Annotated in this window: 16 protein-coding genes and 1 pseudogene; 4 read left to right on the forward strand and 13 right to left on the reverse strand. The window is 54.1% G+C overall.

The genetic code is table 11. The features are described 5' to 3' along the window. Together BG52_RS14795 and BG52_RS16375 are read left to right on the forward strand one after the other, a co-directional pair. A partial coding sequence (locus BG52_RS14795; RefSeq protein WP_036666895.1) for a sugar phosphate nucleotidyltransferase occupies positions 1–1,108 on the forward strand: 1,108 nt, incomplete at its 5' end. Between the two features lie 79 nt (positions 1,109–1,187). After that, on the forward strand, positions 1,188–1,286 hold the full coding sequence (locus BG52_RS16375) for a hypothetical protein (RefSeq protein ID WP_036580377.1): 99 nt from the start codon (positions 1,188–1,190) through the stop codon (positions 1,284–1,286). 69 nt (positions 1,287–1,355) lie between these two features. On the opposite strand, the gene murI is transcribed toward BG52_RS16375, so the two are convergent. The 11 genes and pseudogenes from murI to glgP all read right to left on the reverse strand — a co-directional run bounded on the left by murI (position 1,356) and on the right by glgP (position 14,651). Continuing rightward, the gene (gene murI, locus BG52_RS04700; RefSeq protein WP_036580375.1) at positions 1,356–2,153 is read right to left on the reverse strand and encodes a glutamate racemase; all 798 of its coding nucleotides are present in this window, start codon (positions 2,151–2,153) and stop codon (positions 1,356–1,358) included. Between the two features lie 375 nt (positions 2,154–2,528). Continuing rightward, positions 2,529–3,845 (reverse strand): hemolysin family protein, encoded by a 1,317-nt coding sequence (locus BG52_RS04705; RefSeq protein ID WP_051587609.1) that lies wholly within the window; start codon positions 3,843–3,845, stop codon positions 2,529–2,531. A 40-nt stretch (positions 3,846–3,885) separates the two neighbouring features. Next, positions 3,886–4,920 (reverse strand): HD-GYP domain-containing protein, encoded by a 1,035-nt coding sequence (locus tag BG52_RS04710; protein WP_036580370.1) that lies wholly within the window; start codon positions 4,918–4,920, stop codon positions 3,886–3,888. Between the two features lie 91 nt (positions 4,921–5,011). After that, a pseudogene (locus BG52_RS16755) lies at positions 5,012–5,265 on the reverse strand (M15 family metallopeptidase); the annotation flags it as partial. Positions 5,266–5,312: 47 nt separating this feature from the next. Further along, positions 5,313–5,993 carry a protein kinase family protein gene (locus BG52_RS04715; RefSeq protein WP_036580368.1) on the reverse strand — a complete coding sequence of 227 codons (681 nt, stop codon included), beginning with the start codon at positions 5,991–5,993 and terminating at the stop codon, positions 5,313–5,315. A gap of 233 nt (positions 5,994–6,226) precedes the next feature. After that, complete coding sequence (locus tag BG52_RS04720) at positions 6,227–7,285, reverse strand: glucosaminidase domain-containing protein (protein ID WP_081793579.1); 1,059 nt, start codon at positions 7,283–7,285, stop codon at positions 6,227–6,229. Positions 7,286–8,049: 764 nt separating this feature from the next. Beyond that, the gene (locus BG52_RS04725) at positions 8,050–8,244 is read right to left on the reverse strand and encodes a hypothetical protein (protein WP_144340735.1); all 195 of its coding nucleotides are present in this window, start codon (positions 8,242–8,244) and stop codon (positions 8,050–8,052) included. Positions 8,245–8,588: 344 nt separating this feature from the next. Then, positions 8,589–9,287 carry a hypothetical protein gene (locus tag BG52_RS04730; RefSeq protein WP_036580361.1) on the reverse strand — a complete coding sequence of 233 codons (699 nt, stop codon included), beginning with the start codon at positions 9,285–9,287 and terminating at the stop codon, positions 8,589–8,591. Positions 9,288–9,998: 711 nt separating this feature from the next. Beyond that, positions 9,999–10,892 carry a hypothetical protein gene (locus tag BG52_RS04735; RefSeq protein ID WP_036580359.1) on the reverse strand — a complete coding sequence of 298 codons (894 nt, stop codon included), beginning with the start codon at positions 10,890–10,892 and terminating at the stop codon, positions 9,999–10,001. A gap of 262 nt (positions 10,893–11,154) precedes the next feature. Continuing rightward, positions 11,155–12,324 carry a DUF418 domain-containing protein gene (locus tag BG52_RS04740; protein WP_036580399.1) on the reverse strand — a complete coding sequence of 390 codons (1,170 nt, stop codon included), beginning with the start codon at positions 12,322–12,324 and terminating at the stop codon, positions 11,155–11,157. A gap of 164 nt (positions 12,325–12,488) precedes the next feature. Continuing rightward, positions 12,489–14,651, reverse strand: a complete 2,163-nt coding sequence (glgP, locus tag BG52_RS04745) for an alpha-glucan family phosphorylase (protein ID WP_036580356.1) — start codon at positions 14,649–14,651, stop codon at positions 12,489–12,491. Positions 14,652–15,136: 485 nt separating this feature from the next. Here glgP and BG52_RS15940 point away from each other — a divergent pair, with 485 nt between their 5' ends. Both BG52_RS15940 and BG52_RS04750 read left to right on the forward strand, forming a co-directional pair. Next, positions 15,137–15,310, forward strand: a complete 174-nt coding sequence (locus BG52_RS15940) for a hypothetical protein (protein ID WP_190287466.1) — start codon at positions 15,137–15,139, stop codon at positions 15,308–15,310. A gap of 19 nt (positions 15,311–15,329) precedes the next feature. Continuing rightward, positions 15,330–16,685: an arsenic transporter gene (locus tag BG52_RS04750; protein WP_036580354.1), complete on the forward strand. Its 1,356-nt coding sequence runs from the start codon at positions 15,330–15,332 to the stop codon at positions 16,683–16,685. On the opposite strand, the gene BG52_RS04755 is transcribed toward BG52_RS04750, so the two are convergent. Next, positions 16,647–17,324, reverse strand: coding sequence for an alpha/beta fold hydrolase (locus tag BG52_RS04755; RefSeq protein WP_036580353.1), 678 nt, complete (start codon positions 17,322–17,324; stop codon positions 16,647–16,649). The two genes, BG52_RS04750 and BG52_RS04755, sit on opposite strands and share 39 nt — an antisense overlap. Before the next feature lie 71 nt (positions 17,325–17,395). Further along, entirely contained in the window at positions 17,396–17,566 is a 171-nt protein-coding gene (locus tag BG52_RS15945; RefSeq protein ID WP_190287467.1) for a hypothetical protein, read from the reverse strand. Between the last annotated feature and the right edge of the window lie 196 nt (positions 17,567–17,762).

Raw genomic sequence — 17,762 nt, forward strand, 5'->3', positions numbered from 1 at the left:
GATTCCCGTCATTCACGAGCCGTGCCGGCGTGGAACGTTCAACGCGATTGCCCTTGCTTCGTCCTACCTTCGGGAACGTATGCAGGTCGCAGATGACGCAATCATTTGCGTCATGCCGGTTGACTTGTTTGCGCTGGACGACTTCTATGAGATCATCAAGCGTTTGCCTGCGGTGCTCGCCCAATCGGGTGCCGAGCTTGCTCTGATCGGCGCCGCCTCGCTCCATCCGTCCGAGCAATACGGGTATATCGTGCCGAAGCCCGGAGGCGATGCGGAATACCGATCCATTGCGCGTTTTGCGGAAAAGCCCGATAAACGGCAGGCCCGTCGTCTGATTGCGCAGCAAGCGCTCTGGAACTGCGGGATTTTTGCCTTCAAGCTGGAGTTTATGCTGACCATGCTGGAGCGCCGCAAGCTTCCTGTACGCTATAACGAAATAATGGCGATGTTCGAAATGCTGCCCGATGCCAGCTTTGACCGCGAGGTTGTGGAACGGAGCTCCAACGCTGTGGTCGTTCCCTTTGGAGGCCCCTGGCATGATTTGGGCAGCTGGGAGACGTTGACGCAGCAGCTCGCGGAGCCGGTCAACGGAGCGGGCTCGCTCTCCGCCGAAACGGACGATTCCTGTATCGTCAACGAATTGCCGGTTCCCGTGCACGTTATCGGCGGACAGGGCATCATCGTCGCGGCCAGTCCGGACGGTATTCTCGTGACGAGAAAAGGGCTTAGCAGCGAGATCAAGAAAGCGGTCCCGGATTCGGAATCCGGCCAAGCCGGCAGGTATGATGAAAAGCACTGGGGCTCGCGAACGGTCTATGACCGCAAGCGAGCGGCGGAACATCCGGAGTCGCAAACGTCCAAAGTGACGATGCTGGCGGGCATGCGCACGGCGATTCACGAGCATGCCGGGAAAAAGGAAATTGCGGTTGCCCTGACGGGCTGCGGCGAACTGGAGATCGACGGCGCCTGGCGTTCGTTCAAAGCCGGGGATGTCATTGAAATCGAGGCGGGGACGAGGCATCAGATCATGGCCGTTACCGCATTGGAGTATATCGAGGTTCATATAGGCATCGGCCCCGAGGAATATTCTAGCCTGTACGATGTGTGAAAACCGGGCATTCATCCAAGCATTTGGAGGTCATTTGCAATACACTGGTTTTAGCTCATCAGAAGGAGGAATAAGTTCAATGAGTTGCGTACCCGGTTTCGGAGGCCTTACTTCCACAGGCGTCATCCTGGTTTTGTTCATCCTGCTCGTCATTGTATCGCGCGCAATGATCTGGTAATTACGGTCGAATAAGCAGAACGGCTGCTCAGGGCAGCCGTTCCTGTTTATAAGCTTGTTCAGGCCCGCGTTAAAGCGCGTCTTCGGTACGGAAGACGTTCCCCCGGATGAACTCAAGTGCGAAGCGCATTTTCTCCAGATAGGCGGGATCTCCGCCGGAGCACATGAACCGGACGTTTCCCCCGCCAAGGCCGTTGTCCGCGATCCCGAAACGATGCAGCAGCGCAGTCAGCCGTTTCACGGTTCCCGCATTGCCGTCGACGATCCGGATATGCGGCGGCAGCATGCCGCGAAGAATATCGGTATAGAACGGATAATGGGTACAGCCCAGCACGATGATGCCGTAATCGTCCAGGTTATAGGGAGACAGCTTGGTCAGGAAATAATCTTTCATAACAGCCTTATCGAATTGCAGGTCTTCGCAATAACGGACAAGCTCCGGCATCGGCAGCGAATCGACGATTCCCCGTTCGTCCACACGGGATACGAGCGCGTAATATTTAGGCAGCTGCAGGGTTAAAGGTGTAGCGAACACCAGCACTCTTTTTCCTGTCGCACGGTTCATTTCCACCGCCGGCTTAACGGCCGGCTCCATCCCGACTACCGGAATGGAATACAGCGTCCGCAGCTCCTCCACGGCAATGCTGGTAGCCGTATTGCACGCGACGACAAGCGCATCGATGCCTTCTTGGATCATCGCCGCTATGGCCTCGTGGATGAACGCTTTGACTTCTTCCATCGATTTGGTGCCGTAAGGAACATGGAGCGTATCCGCCATATACAAATAATTCTGGGCCGGGAGGCGCCGGAGCGATTCCGCCAGCACCGACAGTCCGCCGATCCCCGAATCAAAAAAACCGATTGTCATAGGTTATCGATTCCTAACGTTTGGAGTGGATGAAACAACAGGCTTTACCGGCGCGGCAGCGCGACTGTTTTTCCCCGTATGTTATGCATTTCGTTTCTCCTTATCTATTATCTGTGGGAAAATGCGAGATGCAAGATACAGAGAATTATAACATAGGGAAATAGTCGGCTGCCATTGGAAACCGGCGGCAGTTTATCCGGCTTCTAAGCAGCCTTGAAGGACCTGTCATATTTTCCCCGGCAATTCATTTCCTACACCGAGACATTATGTCCAATCGGGCAATAGAAGAAGCAGGCACCTTTGGCACCTGCCTTCCTGATTATATTCAGCTATTGGCCGCGTCGACCGCGTAGCGGGTCGGCGGTACTACTCAACCTATCCCGACACCTCATCATTCGCCAAACGCAGCACTTTCACCTTGCCGATCCTTTTCTCGTCGACGACCTCGACCTTGAATATGAATCCGCCCGACTCAATCGCGGGCTGCTCGCCTTCGGACGGGATGCGTCCCAATTGGCCGATAATAAAACCGCTCAACGTATCATAGTCCTCGATCGGAAGCTCGATGTTCAACAGCTCTTTGACTTCGCGTAAGCTGACAATGCCGTTAATCATGAACGTATTGTCGTCAAGGCTCTCGATTTCCTTCTCTTCATCATCATGTTCGTCGAAAATGTTCCCGACGATCTCCTCGATCAAATCCTCGATCGTCACGATGCCGGCCATCCCGCCATATTCATCAATGGCGACGGCCAGATGAACCTTGTTCTTCTGAAGATCTTTCAGCAGCTCATCCGTCCGCTTGGAGGCAGGAACGAAATAAGGCGCCCGGATGATCTTGCTTAAATCAAATGATTCTGCGGCTCTGGTATCAATGTATTTAATCAGATCCTTAACGTGCAGGATGCCGACCACATTGTCGATCTCGCCTTCATAGACCGGGAGACGCGTAAATTTCTCCACCTGCACGAGGGCCGTCAGTTCGCCGAGTGTCAGGTCGTGCGGGATGCAGACCACATTCGTTCGGTGTGTGAAAATATCGGATACCGTCTTGTTGTCGAACTCGAAAATGTTATTGATCATCATTTTTTCGTTTTCCTGGATGGCGCCGCTCTCCTTGCCTACATCCACCATCATCCGGATTTCCTCTTCGGTCACCTGTTCCTTATTCGCATTCGGATCGACCCCGAACATACGGACAATCATATTGGTCGAGAGTGTCAGCAATTTGACGAACGGCGAGGACACCTTCAGCAGAAGCGTCAGCGGTGTTGCGGCAAACATGGAGATCGCTTCCGCTTTCTGCATAGCCAGGCGTTTCGGGACAAGCTCGCCCAGCACCAGCGTGAAATAAGAAAGGACGAGCGTAATCAGAATCAGCGAGACCGTCTCCAGGATGTTCTGCCCGAGCGGAACTCCGGCATTGTACAGAAACTCCGCCAGACGTCCGGCAAACCGGTCGCCGGCGAAGGCGCTCGCCAGAAAACCCGCCAAGGTGATGCCGATCTGAATCGTGGCCAGAAAGCGGCTTGGTTCGCTTAGCAGGTTATACAGCAGCTTTGCTTTTTTGTGACCCGACTCCGCCATTGTTTTTACTTTGTTGTCGTTAAGCGAGATCAAGGCGATTTCGGAAGCAGCGAAAAAAGCGTTTAATACGATAAGTAAGAATAGCACTAGAAGTTCTATGTACAAATTTCTTCTCACCCTCCAACTATCTTGTGATGATTCAGATTCAGGCCATGACCGCTTCGATAAACACCGTCATTTGCTTCGCCAGATCCACTTCGGTTATTTCGAACTCGTCATCGTTGGTCCGGACGATCCTGACGACCGGTCGTCCTGGAAGACCGCGGTGCTGGCGCACGACAACACCTGTTTCCTTGGTCGATAGGCGAACTGCGGTTCCGTTCGGATATACGGAAATAATACGCGTGAATTCGACAAGTGTTTCATGATCCAGCTCCTGCTCCGACATCGCCATCAGCTCCTCGCACGCTTCATGCGGCAGCAGGCCTTTGTCGTTAAGCGTGTTGATCAGGTTATCGTACTTGTTGGCGACGGCAACAATCTTGGCGAACAAATGGATCGCATCTCCGGTCAATCCCCGCGGTAACCCTCGGCCGTCGACCCGTTCGTGGTGCTGCAGGGCGATATGAGCAGTCAACAGGCTGAATTCACGCTTGTTCTTCAGGAGCTCGTAGCCGCGCCATGTATGGTGCCTTTTCACGTCCTTCGGCTCATCGCCGATCGACGCTTGTGCTTGTCCGTTCTTTCCCACATCATGAAGCAGCGCGCCGATGGCCAGATCCTTCAATTGGCTGTAATTCATGCCCATGTTGATCCCGATGAGCGTCGAGATGAGACAGACGTTCATGGCATGAACATATTGTGCATTCTCCGCAGTGCGGATATCCGACAACTGGACGAGCAACTCTTTGTTACTCATCACATCGTCCAGGATGCGGCCCACGCTGACGCCGATATTTTTGGGGCTCCATTCCTTGCCTGAACGGATCGCTTCAAAAGCGCCGTTCATCTCGCGCATAACCGCCTGCTTCGTGGCGTCGCTCAGAATATCGTCCGTATCGATATCCTCATAGGCCTTATCCTGGATATAGAGCATGGTGACGCCGATACGATTAAGGGTGTTAATCATATATACCGTTAATTGAATGCCGGCCGATAAAAGCGGTGTTCCGCCACCGGAGTAGATCGTTTTACCGAGAAACTGGCCTTGCTCCACACTATCGATACTCACATATTTCATGAAAAGTCTCCTGTATCAGCTCGCTGAATTAATCCGCCTATCTTGATTATCGGCAAACGAAGGCGTACCGTTTAACGGCTCGGCGGCCTTCTTACTCCACGTCAAAATCGAAGTAGCGGTCCGGGAACGGTTCTCCCTCAAGGGTGTAATGCCACCATTCCTTACTGTAAGGCTTGAAGCCGTGTTTGATCATTGCGTTCTTGGCAGGTTGCGGTTAGCCGTTTGTTGGGCCGTGATCCGCTTAGTACCATGATGCGAAATCGGGTCGAAAAAGTCAAATATGCTCCCCATGTCGACCGGCTTGCCCGTTCGGGCGTCCACCAGCGTCAAATCGACCGTGCTGCTCCGCGTGAATGGCCCATTGCGTTACCTCCAGGGCGTATAGCCGCATGTTATTTCATGAATCTGGGGAAAAGCCGAATGATCCGCTGCGCATAGGCCTCGAGATTAACGTCCGCTTCATCCAGTTTCACGTATCCATTCTTGACCGCTTCGAGCGCCCAGACCGGTATTTTCCTACCTTCGATCATTTTGTAAAATAGGCGGTAAGCCCACACCAGATGCTCCCAACGGTTATCGTTGCCCTCCAACACATACTCGGAAACGTCCAGCACCTTGCCCCGTCCGTTCTGCAGGATAACGTTCTTTAAGTGAATATCCCGCGGGTTCAAGCTGCGGGAACGCACAAGCGCCCGCGCTTCTTCCACATCGAGAATGGCTTGTTCCGGAATGGGTACACCTTGAACCAGACAGTCATACAGCGTAGTGCCGGACTCCAGGCTTAATACCAGATAGTTGCGGCCGTCCCCGAAGCAGTGTGGAAAATAAGGAATACCCGCAAGCCGCTCATAAACGCCGGCTTCTATCTCCTTTTTATTCAGCGCAATATCCGAGTACAGTTTAAAAGCATAGCCCGGCGCGCTGTCGCAGGTGAATACGGCGGCGTCCGTTCCAATCCCGATGCATTGGACGCCCTCCGTCATCCCCGCAATGACAACCGGCTCATTCTGTTCACTCCCGGTCACCGTAATCAAACGCAGTTCCTTATCGGCCTTGGTCCATTCCGTGCGCATGTTTCAACACCCCCTCTTGCTGCAGGTCCTGCCGAATATTATAGCAAAGAATCGCCGGCAACATTGAAGCGTCAACCATTTGTTAGCCGCTCATTACTATATTCGCTTTTGACGCCTTGTATCCTGTCTGATCCCGGAGACGGAAAATTCACTCAAAAAGGCTATGGGACAGGTTCCCATAGCCGAATCATTTTCCGATTGCGTTATATAGAGCCGGCACCGATTTCGGTATGTCAGAGCTTTCGATAATCGCTTTTCATGATGCCTTTGACCAATCCCGGCCAACCCGGGTTAACCGGACAATATTTCCCGGCAACCTTCTCAATCGTCGCATACCCCTGCCCGACGTAGTTTTTCGCGATAAGTTGTCCGAACTTTCGGATGCTGTCTCCCTTCGTTTCGAAGGAGAGCGCTCCACTCCTAGCCATTAATCCGAACAGGTTGTTTTTATTTCGGGCCAATCGGCTCTTGCCGTTGCCGCTCTCCAGCTTCATGACCGCAATCGTGAAGTAAGCATTGATGCCGTATTCGTTTTCGATTTCCAGAATCGCTTGTTCCAATCCCTGCTCGGCAAGCGCCGTATTCGTCAACAGGTCGGCAATGTGGGATTCCGTTAGCCCGGATCTGGAGTTCACGGCGGAAGACGGCTTTTGAACATTTCCCAGCTTATGTATAGCGATAGCCGGCTCCGGTTTGACCTCCGTACGAGCGCCCGGCGGCATTGTGGCGGACAACACGGCGACTTGTCCGGAAACCTTGCCGGTTAGGCTTGCCGGCTGCACATATTTACCGGAAACGTATCCTTCGCCCGCCAGCTTGAACCAACCGTTGCCGGTTGCCGAAACGACGTCAAGCACGGCGCCTTTCTCGGCCACCCGTATGATGTCGGAGCTCAAATCGGCATTTGCCCGGACGTTCAGATGATAGGCTGTGACTTTATAGCGTTTGGCGGCGGGCGACGGCGGCAGCGGCCGTGCCGGCGTGTCAAGCGACTTGGCCACCGAATCCGCGCTGGCGGCGGCGCTGACAGATGACAAGGCTAGGGTCCCAACGGGCTCGGTCGGCTTCCGCAAGGCCGCAGCGGCGGACACAGGCGGCGGAACCGGTTTTTGCTGCGACTTTTCGGGCTTTCGTCCCTCGACTGCGGTCAACAGAGACGCCGCATAAGCATTAGCTGCCGATGGCTCGTTTTCCGTGGTTGCAACCAGCATGCCCGTCGTCAGAATCAGAATAAAGATCGCGCTCAATACGCAAACGAACTGTAACGACCGATTCTTTTTACTGTACATCATATCCACCTCTTACCGATCAGTTTTTGGACTCGCTTCATTCCGCCATGCGACGCGGCCGCCGCAGATACCATAGATTGTACAGAGTGGCGGAGGAAAAGCTTGTCAAACCGTCGGTGATTTTTAGCGGTTAATTTGTCAAACAACAAGTAGGCTTTGTCAGATTTATTGCAATCGGAACGCAAATACCGGCGCTTGATTTGCGGAAAGAGTCGAACTTATAATGAAATCAATCAGGACCCATTTAGACTTGAATTCAACTTTTATGCAGTAGATCTGAGGGAGTCATATGTCCGATACACAGCGCATCAATTGCATGAACTGCCGGTTTTACTTCGTGACCTGGGATCCTAACTTTCCGCGGGGATGTAAAGCGTACGAATTCAAAACGCGAAGCATGCCCAGTGCGGCGGTTTTATCTTCGTCCGGGCAGCCCTGCATGAAGTTCCAACCTAAGTCCAACAGGCAGAAGGGCTAAGCCGCATCTTTAAGATGTGGATTGCCCAAGTATTCCAATCGCGGGAAAAGGCCGGATTCTTCCGCCCAAAACCTGCAGGGGAGAGAGAAACCGACCAGTGAAAACGGGGTAATATCGAGAATGGCGTTTCTTTTAATTCCGAGCCTATGTTTAGATGGATTAGCCAATCCATTTCCAAAAAACGGACTACAAATGCCTCAATTACCAACGTATTCGAAGCCGGCACAACAAATAGCCGTCCGGTTCACCGTACGGATCTCGCCAACCTCAGCCTGTCATTAGAGCCGCTTTATTTCCCCCGCTCTCTTCCGCGGCCGACGATAACATATTGCAAGGCCGCGACTACAGCCGTATCGACGAGTGTTGCCGTCAGCGCGACACTCAGCCAGTTATCCGTCCCCAGTGCCGAATAGAGAAGTCCGTGAAAAACAAACAACGTGACAAGCAGCCAGAGTATATTTACCCTTCTGATCCAGTTCAACATGACTATCCCGCCCCGCCCTTTCTCGGGCGGTTTTTTTCCACCGGCCCGTATGGATATAAGCATGCGCAACCTTCGAAACAATCATACACCGATAGAAGCGATTTTCGCCCCTTCGCGCTTGAATTGTTTCAAAACGTCCGCTACGGAGTAATATGACATTAAAACCAAAGCTGTGTCGGCCAAAAGCGGACAGCACGTAGTCACACAACGAAGAAGGAGCGACGGGTCAGATGCATCTTTGATCATTGCTTGGTCGTGATGACCTCCGGTGAATGCGATTATGAGGATTGCAAGCTTGCCGTAGGATCCTTCGGTTTGAAGGTCATGTTGGTAAGATCGGACTATTAATAGTCAAGCTCCGTCTTTTCCATGATGGTATTCAACGTGCGAACGAGGTTCGAGCCCAGCTCGGGATGCACGTAAGGCTCCCGGTGACGAAAATAATGCGGATGTCCGCCAAGCACCGTAATCGTGCCGATACGTCCCGGCGCATACTTCTGCTTGCTCCAAGACCAGAGCCCAAGCCGGCTCCGACTCCATCCTCCCCAGCTGCCGAGCCGGGTGATCGGGTCCTTCAGCTTGCCTGTCTCATCCACCGCCACATAATAACTGATCCTATCGCGGTATTCGGAGCAGATTGGCACCTTTGGAGAACCCACCTGGATGACCCGGAAATCGGGAATAGCGCCTTTGGCATACAGAATAGCAGCCGCACGATAGGCCGCCACTCCGCCCCCGCTGTGCCCGATCAACAGGACCGGATGGCCGGCGGATAACCGGCGGATCTGCTCCGCGGCTGCTCTGCCGCCGAACTGGGCCGCACCCTGCAAGCGGGAAAGGTCGCCCCGGACTTCAAGTAGCTGACGGCCAAGTTTTTGCGTATGATCGCCATAGGGGAACAGCTCGCGGATGACGGGATGCCGTCCAATGATGCCGAACCGCCGCTCCAGCTCTCGCTTGCAATCGTTAAAAATACCGGGCGTCGATCCGACGCCGGCTAACAAATAAATGTCCCACTCTAACGTGGCCTCCGCCTTCGCCATCCCTATCCCCGCCTTGTCCTCGGAATCATAACCGCTATGCCGCAAGCGTTAGTATGGGGCGCCTGTCCGGCGTTCATTCTATTTACCAACATTCTAGTAACGATAAGCATGTCGAACGCAGACAAACAACCTTGCTTTATAATAAGCCGGATTGCGGGGAATTGTGAAAACGGTTCAGATGAGCGATCTCTTATGGGTGGGTTACAAACACCTCGCTTCGTTAGTACGATGAATAATACGGATGGTGCGTGCCTGATAAGACATGGCTCGGTCCGGTGATCGGCTACCCATACCCCCACAAGCAGCCGAAGACCTTCACCCGGCTACCTGAAAGCCCTCCGCTTTTTTTGCGTCCGATGCTGGGTCAGCCGCCGATTCCGGCGGCGCCGAAGGAAGGGTGGTCCGCCCTGTCCTTCGAGCAATGGACTCGGCGCCGGCCGTAAAAAAACGCAGCGAAAAGCTCTTGTTCCCCGCTAAAGGACAGGAGCTTTGGTTTTGTCAGTAACCGGCATCCGGATCGGTTCCTTTCGTTTCTTTCCCCAACAGCAGCACGGCGGCTCCAATGGCGATGGCCTCGGATTTCGCGTTTCCGTTGCCGCTTCTTGCATGCCGAGGACCCCTTTTCCGCACATAGTATTCATCCACCCGGCAAAAGTCATGCACGCACCGTCGCTATGAACACCAATATGACAAGGGTGCCCAATTCTCTTTTTACACGCTTAATCGCTGCTGAAGCAGTGCCGCCAGCTCCTCGGGCTCGTCCCACAGGATCGGCCGGATCAGTTCCGACCGTACCATCCTCGCATCGGCTTCACGCCGCTTCAACGTCCATATGACCGGGATTTGCAGCCCCAACGCATAGCCGGCCGCAAAATACACCTCGGGCGCATGCCCGGATAAATCCGCAAGGAGCAGCTTGCTTTGAGCAATCTCTCGGTAGTCGAAGGTCCCGGATTCCGCCGTACCGCCTCGTGGATTGAGACGGGCCGCGTAGCCGCACTGGGCAATCGACGGGATCACCCGCTCCCCCCACTCGTTTCGTTTCTCCTCGTCGTCGGGAACCAAAATGAGGCAAGGTTTGGCGTTGCGTCCTTCTGCTGTGGCCACTGCTTCCAGCCAGCCGGTCTTTGTCAGCCTGAAGGTGGAACCGGAACGCTCGATTAACTCACGTTCCTTTAGCATTTCGATAATGTAGATCAGTTCCTGCAAATTCATCGAATAGGTCAAATTATAGCTGACAGCCAGCGGGTGAATGACGACCGGCTCGTAAGCCGCGCCGCAGTGGCGGTGCAAATACTGCAGAAGCCGGTTCGCCTTGCCGTCGATCGTCGCGGGGATGCGCGGAGAATGCTCCAGCGTGTCGATGTCCTCCGCCGTCAGGCGCACCGTTTCGCCGCAATCGGTCAGTTCCCGGATATACGCTGAGAACAACGGATCTAACCGGCGCTTCGAAGCGAGCGGAAGCGTATAATACGTCTCATAGCTGTCGCTCAATAAACCATAACGTCCCACGGGGGAACAATAGCAGCCAATATACCAGTCATAGCCGCCGTTCGTTTCAGTCGGCACGATTTGATCGCAAAATAAACATCGTTTCGTATCCATCTCGTTAAGATCACCTCTGCTCATATCTTCGCACAGCAGAGCGGCTTATAGGGCGTTCGGGCCATTAAAATTCTCTCATGACGGGAATACTATCCCCAACTGGCGATATAAGTAACCAAAACGGATAGGGTGAGGCGGGTGAGCACTGACGAGGACTTGGAGGCCAATCTTCAAACCCCGTCGGAATGAGCAAAGGGACTTTACGGACGTCATGCCGCATGACGTCCGTAAAGTCCCTTTTTTCGCGTTTGCTCAATCAACCTTATCGGTTTGCACTCCGTTTTCCTTCAGTTGATCGGCCCGTTCGCATCGGCGGCCATTGCAGATAGGTTCCCGCCCGCCAGAGCCATTCGAATGGTCCCATGCTGAACCGGCGGAGCCATTGCTTGCTCCAGGCGATTTGGTTGAGCAGCACTGCGACGGCATAGAGAAGATTGGCCCATAACGGCCATTCGTTGGCTTGCCGCCATACGACATACACCAGAACTATCGTAATAAGCGTCTGCATCAAATAATTGGTGAAGGCCATCCGTCCCAATGCGGCCAAGCCGCCGAACCAGCGCGAACCGAGCGTCTGATAGAGGCGCATCAACGTGCAGACATAAAAGACGGCCATCGTCTTCCCGGATAAATACGTATAGTGATATACATAGTTCGGGTTATACAAGTCGTCGGAAACGTAAGCGTTGACCATCGGGATAAAAAGCGCGATCGATGCCGCCAGAGTCATCCACTGCAGACGGGCGAGCAGACTGCGCGATATCCCCCCTTCGCCAGCGAACCATCCTTTTTGGCCGGCATAATAGCCGAGCAGGAACAATCCCAGTATTTCGGGGCCGATCACAATATAGTTCACGCTTGCCACGTTGAGCAGAAAATCGATGCGGTCCTGCATATCGGGCAGCGCAAGAAAAAGCGTGTCGCTCAATGATTCCGGGGCAAGCGCGACCGCTATCCAGGTGGCTCCAAAAATGAGCAGAGCCGCCATGCCGACCAGGCTCACCCCCCATGCCAACGTTGCAGCCGGGCTGCGTTTGTGGAAGAGAAGCAGAATAAATCCGAGCAGCGCATAAGGCAGCAATATATCTCCGTACCACAGCAGGACGCCGTGAGCGAGACCGACGACCGCCAAAAGCAGCAGCCTGCGTGCCATTAATTTCCTTGCACCAAGGCCGCGCCGTTCCGCGCTTTGCATGAACAAATAAAAACTGAGCCCGAACAGGAACGCAAATATTGTGTAAAATTTCGTCTGTACGAACATATCGTACAGCAGCCGGATCAAGGCGTCGGAGCCGGCATACTCGGAAACAAACCCGTAGCCTGTCCCGAGCATCTCCGGTACATTGACAAGAAAGATGCCGATCACGGCAAATCCCCGTATGATGTCCACCAGCTCAATTCGCGCTTGGTGATAAACTTCCCGCTCCGCCATACGCCATTCACCCATCCTCACCGTCATTTCGTTAACACGTATCATATTACTTTTGGATAAAGGAAGCAACGGCTCCTCCCGCGCAACGCACGAAAGAGCTTGATCGCTCAAGCTCCGTTCGCCGCCTATTCGATTGTACCGCGCACGGGCGTGTTACCGTCCCGCTAACCCCAGGTCGTCAGCTCCATCTCAAAATCGTTGTTGAAATCGCTGCTCACGGGAAACACGCGGACGTTCGCGGTCGCATGCAGCATTGCGTCATTCTGGTCGCGGAACGTGCCTTCGTACCGGAACAATCCCTTCCCGAGCTCGGCGACCGCTTTGAGCTTCACCTTCCAGATGCCGCCGTCGCCGTCAGAGCCTACCGCCTCGACGCGCACATCCTGCTCCCAGATCGGCCCCAAATAAACATGCACCTGAAAAAACGTTTCCGTTAGTCCGATTCTTGTCCCTTGGGAAGAATGCGTATGCATGGAGTGGACGCGGACATGCTGCCATTGCTCCCGGATAAACCGTTTATAAGCGGCCACTTTCCCGGCAATTTCATAACCGTTCGCGGTAAAGCGGTTTCCGCGCTCCTCGGTCGGAGAATAGATGCGATTCGAATATTCCCGAACCATCCGGTGCGTATTGAAGCGGGGGGCCAAGGTGCAGATCGATTCCTTCATCTTGTTCACCCACTCCAGCGGCACCGAATGCGCGTCCCTGCGGTAATACAGCGGCGCGATTTCCTCTTCCAGCAGCCTATACAGCGCTTCGCTGTCCTCTTCGGCCTGCCGCTCCAGGCTGCCTTCGGCAGCTCCCTGAATCGCCCAGCCGTTGCGCCCGTTATAGCCCTCACTCCACCAGCCGTCCAGCACGCTGCAGTTCAGCACGCCGTTCAATGCCGCCTTTTGCCCGCTTGTGCCGCTGGCCTCCATCGGTTTAACCGGCGTATTCAGCCACACATCGACCCCTTGCACAAGCAGCTTGGCGGATCCCATATCGTAATTCTCGACGAAGCGGATTCGCCCCTTGAACCGTTCCATCTGCGATATTTCCACGATCCGCCGGATCATCTGTTGACCGGGATCGTCGGCCGGATGCGCTTTTCCCGCAAATATGAAGCTGACCGGCCGTTTGGGATCGTTCACGATTTTATCCAACCGGTCGAGGTCCATAAAAATAAGCAACGCTCGTTTGTACGTAGCGAACCGCCTGGCAAATCCGATCAATAACGTTTCCTTTGCGCTCGGCTCATGATCGGGCAGCAGCCCCTCGAGCAGGCGCTCCTTGGCCTGTTGGTGACGCTCCCAAAGCTCGCCTGACGGAATATCGCGGATTCCCGACCATGCCGCCGGCTCGAACGTGCGCCCCGACCAATCAGCGGAGAGATACCGGCTGAAAAGCTTCTTTAATTCCGGCGAGAGCCACGTATCGATATGGACACCGTTCGTAACGGACGCCACGGCAATGTCTTGCTTCGGAATGTAAGGCAGCCAATGATGAAACAACGCTTTCGTCACATCCTCATGAAGTGCGCTTACGCCGTTCACCACGGATGCCGTCTTCATTGCCAGGCGCGTCATATTGAAGCTGTCGCCCACCCGCCCGAGCGCCAGAATCGTGTCGCGGTCGGCACCCAGCTGCCAATAGAAATCGCCCAAATAATGATCCATCATCTGCATATCGAATTGATCGTGGCCGGCGGGAACCGGCGTATGCGTGGTGAATACCGTACTTGCCTTAACCGCTTCCAACGCGGTATGGAAGCTCAATCCCGACGCCGAGTGCTCCCTGATTCTTTCCAACGTGAGGAAGGCGGAATGCCCTTCGTTCATATGCCACACGGCCGGCTTGACGCCGAGCTTATGCAATAAGCGGACTCCCCCGATGCCGAGAATGATTTCCTGACAAATCCGGATATGGCGGTCCCCCGCATACAGATTGTCGGTGAGGCGACGATCCGTTTCCTCATTCGCCTCCACGTCCGCGTCCAGCAGGTAGAGGGGAATACGCCCGACTTGCAGCCGCCAGGCTTTCAAATAAACGAGCCGATTGGCGATCGGAACTTTGACCAGCAGCGGCCGACCCTCATTATCCGTAACCTGCTCCATCTGACCGGTACGGTCGATCTCCGGATACAGATGCCGCTGAACGCCGTCCTCCCCCACGACCTGCCTGAAATAACCTTTCCGGTATAAAATGCCGACTCCGCTGAGCGGAAGCTCCAGATCGCTCGCCGCTTTCAAATGGTCCCCCGCCAATACGCCCAGTCCGCCTGAGTATATCGGTATAGATGCGTCAATCCCGAACTCCGCAGAGAAATAAGCGATACTCGCTGTCATCAGACTCACCTCTGATTTAATTCGGATGTCCTGCTCTATACCATATGTCAGCCCAGTTCGCATGTGACCATTGAAGAAAGAAACAATTCGCGTGCTCGGCAACCTGGGAACCGATTCATTGCGTTTACGACGGCTCCGGTACCGGCTTAATCGATGTACGCGGCCGTTCTCTACGCAAAAGAAATCCCGCTTTGAAATCCTTCGCGAAGTCTCATCCGTCAGATCGTGAAGTACGATTTTCTCAAGAGAAGCCTCGCACCTCTTCATCGACGTCCTTCTCACCGTCACCGCTTCCCGAACCGCGCTTTTTCAATCTAACTATTGTTGTCCGCTGCCGAATCATGTGAAACAGAATGAGCGGATTTTCCCGCAACAAGGCAGATGCATTAGAACACTAGATATGCAGGTTACGTATACATGCAGTATCAATATCTATCAATTACATTTGTTCCGTAAACAAATTGCTAGAAGAGGAGGAATGTATCGTGATGACTTTCGCCATCATTGCCATTGCCGGATTATCCGTCTATGCCTTACTGAAGCCGCCCGCGGCGGAGGAAAACCTGACGTTTGACCAAGAAGCGGCGACCGAGCTCGATCTGATCGGACAAGGAATGCCCGAAATCGCCAGAATACATGGCGCAAGCAGCGATCAATAACGAATGGGAGGAAGCGAGCATGTTCGGGTCAGTCACAATTTCGCTAACGATCATTGCGTTCATGCTTTCGATGATCCTCATTCTCTGGCGCCCCAACGGGCTTAACGAGGCGATACCTGCGACAGCGGGAGCACTGTTGGTCGTGCTGAGCGGGAGCGTTACCCTATCGGATCTGGGTCAAATCGGCGCAACGATAAGCAGCGCCTCCATTACGATTATGGCAACGATTGTAATGGCCATCGTACTGGAAAGCTTCGGATTTTTCTACTGGGCTGCCGAAGGCTTGGCGGCCAGGTCCAAGGGATCGGGCATCCGCCTGTTCTGGTATGTCAATCTTCTTTGCTTCCTGATGACGCTTTTCTTCAATAATGACGGAAGCATTCTGATTACAACCCCGATTCTGCTCATTCTTCTCGAGCGTTTCCGTCTCAAAAATCACGAGAAGATCCCGTACCTGCTCTCGGGCGCGCTGATCGCCACTGCGTCGAGCGCCCCGATCGGCGTCAGCAATATCGTCAACCTGATCGCCTTGGAAATCGTCGGCATGGATTTATATATGCACACGCTTATGATGTTTGTGCCCGCAACGGTCGGTTTGCTGTTCCTGGTTTTTCTGTTGTTTTTATGCTTTCGTCACCGGTTTCCCCGCAAGCTTCCCCGGATAGAGAGCTGTCACTTTTATCACGGACGCGGCTATCATCCGCTTAAAACCAATGCAGTCAAGCAGCCGGACGGTTCGGCGCGCGGGAAATTCATGAGAAACATTTTGCTGTTTGTATTTGCCGTGAGAGTAAGCTTGTTCGCCGGCTCGTATTTGGGAATCCCGGTCGAGCTCGTTGCCGTGACGGGATCGCTGCTGCTGCTGGGCTGGCGATGGCTGTTCGTCAAAATATCGCCGGCCGACATGTTGACCAAGACGCCCTGGCATATTCTCGTATTCGCTTTCGGCATGTACGTCATGATCTACGGCTTGAACAACATCGGACTCGCGGATTGGCTGATTACCGTGTTCGAGCCGTCGATCGCCGGCGGCTTGCTGAACGCCAGCATCATGATGGGAACGCTGCTGTCTGCACTCTCGATCTTCGTCAACAATCATCCGGCATTGATGATCGGGACGCTTGCGCTTACCCAAATGAACCTTGACCCGCTGACGCTGAAGATCGCTTACCTGGCCTCCGTAATCGGCAGTGACATGGGCGCGCTGCTGCTGCCGATCGGTACGCTGGCTTCGTTGATCTGGCTGCACATCCTCAAGCGGCATAAGGTCAAAATCCACTGGAAGGATTATGTGAGGGTGACGGTGATCGTCATTCCGCCTACAGTGTTGTTCACTTTATATATGTTGGCTTTGTGGGTGCAATGGCTCTATTGACGAATAGAGCCATTCTTTTTTTCGGCCGTTAACCGCCGGTTCAGCCACTGCAAACACGAAACGGAATACTTCACCGCGGCCGGTCTCATTATGCAGCTCGTGGCGAAATCCGGGCCATTCGCGGAACATGCAGCGGTACGGAGCGCGTTCGGCGAATAATCGGCTCGCGCTGATCGAAGTAATCCGATCGTCGCCGCCGTGCAGCAGAAGCAGAGGAACGGACAGTTCGCCGGCATGTGCGAGCGCCCACAAGCCGGCTTTTCGCACGCTGAAAAAAAACCTGGCCGTCACCTTGCCGTGCCGGTATGAATCCTCCGCGTTGCGGCGTATCATGTCCGGAACGGAGGTGGACCTTGCGACAAGCAGATAGCCGAGCTTGGTCGTCCCCGGAGCTATCCGTTCGACGATCCGCCTGGCCATGATCGCAACCGGCGGACGGCTGATCGCAAGCTTCAGCCACGGTCCGGCGACGACCGCTCCGCACAGCTCCGGCTTCCGCCTCAGCAAATAATTCAACGTTACATTGCCTCCCATGCTGTGCGCATAGAGAAAAACCGGCGAGCCGGGGTGGCGCCGCCCGATTTCTGCAAGCAGGACATCCACGCCTTCAAGCAGCGCGTCATACGGATGACAAATCAAAAGAACCTTCCGGTAAACCGGAAGGTTCTTTGCCGTACTTACGCGCAGGGATAGTTTCTCCGGGCAGCCGGTCAATTGCCGGCATCGTACTCGAAAGGATTGACGCCTACGAAACGCCGCCATTCTTCGCTGTCGGCCGGCCCGTCCTGTGCGGCGGCTTCGGAGAGCTCTTCGGGAGCACCCCCGCCCATCGGAGCGGAGCCGTCATAGAAATGCGGAAAAACATTGTCATTTTCCTTCATTCGTCTCACCCCACTTTCAATATAACATAATAAAAACGCTTTCGCATCCTACATTTACATTATTATCATTTTAATCCTGATGTTATATGATTCATGCGGAATAGACACCGCCCTGGCCTGTATGTGTTACGCCTTTGTGGGTTTCATTTGCGATACATAATTCCATGCCAAATGGTGTAGGTTAATGATGGAAAAA

This window comes from Paenibacillus darwinianus, assembly GCF_000598065.1.
Lineage (GTDB): Bacteria > Bacillota > Bacilli > Paenibacillales > Paenibacillaceae > Paenibacillus_I > Paenibacillus_I darwinianus.

Bases quoted from the DNA above. Each gene is read 5' to 3' on its own strand.
- BG52_RS16375 (WP_036580377.1), top strand. From the start codon at position 1,188: ATGAGTTGCGTACCCGGTTTCGGAGGCCTTACTTCCACAGGCGTCATC.
- murI (WP_036580375.1), bottom strand. From the start codon at position 2,153: ATGACAATCGGTTTTTTTGATTCGGGGATCGGCGGACTGTCGGTGCTG.
- BG52_RS04710 (WP_036580370.1), bottom strand. From the start codon at position 4,920: ATGAAATATGTGAGTATCGATAGTGTGGAGCAAGGCCAGTTTCTCGGT.
- BG52_RS04715 (WP_036580368.1), bottom strand. From the start codon at position 5,993: ATGCGCACGGAATGGACCAAGGCCGATAAGGAACTGCGTTTGATTACG.
- BG52_RS04720 (WP_081793579.1), bottom strand. From the start codon at position 7,285: ATGATGTACAGTAAAAAGAATCGGTCGTTACAGTTCGTTTGCGTATTG.
- BG52_RS04725 (WP_144340735.1), bottom strand. From the start codon at position 8,244: ATGTTGAACTGGATCAGAAGGGTAAATATACTCTGGCTGCTTGTCACG.
- BG52_RS04730 (WP_036580361.1), bottom strand. From the start codon at position 9,287: ATGGCGAAGGCGGAGGCCACGTTAGAGTGGGACATTTATTTGTTAGCC.
- BG52_RS04735 (WP_036580359.1), bottom strand. From the start codon at position 10,892: ATGGATACGAAACGATGTTTATTTTGCGATCAAATCGTGCCGACTGAA.
- BG52_RS04740 (WP_036580399.1), bottom strand. From the start codon at position 12,324: ATGGCGGAGCGGGAAGTTTATCACCAAGCGCGAATTGAGCTGGTGGAC.
- glgP (WP_036580356.1), bottom strand. From the start codon at position 14,651: ATGACAGCGAGTATCGCTTATTTCTCTGCGGAGTTCGGGATTGACGCA.
- BG52_RS04750 (WP_036580354.1), top strand. From the start codon at position 15,330: ATGTTCGGGTCAGTCACAATTTCGCTAACGATCATTGCGTTCATGCTT.
- BG52_RS15945 (WP_190287467.1), bottom strand. From the start codon at position 17,566: ATGAAGGAAAATGACAATGTTTTTCCGCATTTCTATGACGGCTCCGCT.